Annotated in this window: 1 protein-coding gene; it reads left to right on the top strand. The window is 56.7% G+C overall.

Features of this window, described 5'->3' with window-relative positions; genetic code table 11:
* Positions 1-81: 81 nt before the first annotated feature.
* A partial coding sequence (gene mobF / locus FTE26_RS08405) for a MobF family relaxase (RefSeq protein WP_175297362.1) occupies positions 82-951 on the top strand: 870 nt, incomplete at its 3' end.

The following is a 951-nucleotide window of genomic DNA, read 5'->3' on the forward strand; positions in this document are numbered from 1 at the left end:
GCAGATGCAGCGTCGTGAAGAGGTGAACATTAATGTGCACCGGGAGCGCGGGGAGGATGTTGAGCCGGGAGATGATTTCTGATGATGAGTATCGCGCAGGTCAGATCGGCCGGAAGTGCCGGTAACTATTATACCGACAAGGATAATTACTATGTGCTGGGCAGCATGGGAGAACGCTGGGCCGGCAGGGGGGCTGAACAGCTGGGACTGCAGGGCAGTGTCGATAAGGATGTTTTTACCCGTCTTCTGGAGGGCAGGCTGCCGGACGGAGCGGATCTAAGCCGCATGCAGGATGGCAGTAACAGGCATCGTCCCGGCTACGATCTGACCTTCTCCGCCCCCAAAAGTGTCTCCATGATGGCCATGTTAGGTGGCGATAAGCGCCTGATTGATGCACATAACCAGGCCGTGGACTTTGCTGTTCGTCAGGTGGAGGCGCTGGCCTCCACACGGGTGATGACGGACGGACAGTCAGAAACGGTGCTGACCGGTAATCTGGTGATGGCACTGTTTAACCACGACACCAGTCGCGATCAGGAACCACAGTTACACACGCATGCGGTGGTGGCCAATGTCACGCAGCATAACGGCGAATGGAAGACACTGAGCAGTGACAAAGTGGGGAAAACGGGGTTCATTGAGAATGTGTACGCTAATCAGATTGCCTTTGGCAGGCTCTACCGGGAAAAACTGAAAGAGCAGGTTGAGGCGCTGGGCTATGAAACCGAAGTGGTGGGTAAGCACGGTATGTGGGAGATGCCGGGCGTACCGGTGGAGGCCTTTTCCGGACGCTCACAGGCAATCCGGGAGGCCGTCGGGGAAGATGCCTCGCTGAAATCCCGGGATGTGGCGGCACTGGATACGCGAAAATCCAAACAGCACGTCGATCCTGAAGTCAGAATGGCTGAATGGATGCAGACGCTGAAGGAAACCGGGTTCGACATCCGGGCA

This window comes from Escherichia sp. S10b, assembly GCF_028421345.1.
In the GTDB taxonomy this organism is placed as follows: Bacteria; Pseudomonadota; Gammaproteobacteria; order Enterobacterales; family Enterobacteriaceae; genus ECMA0423.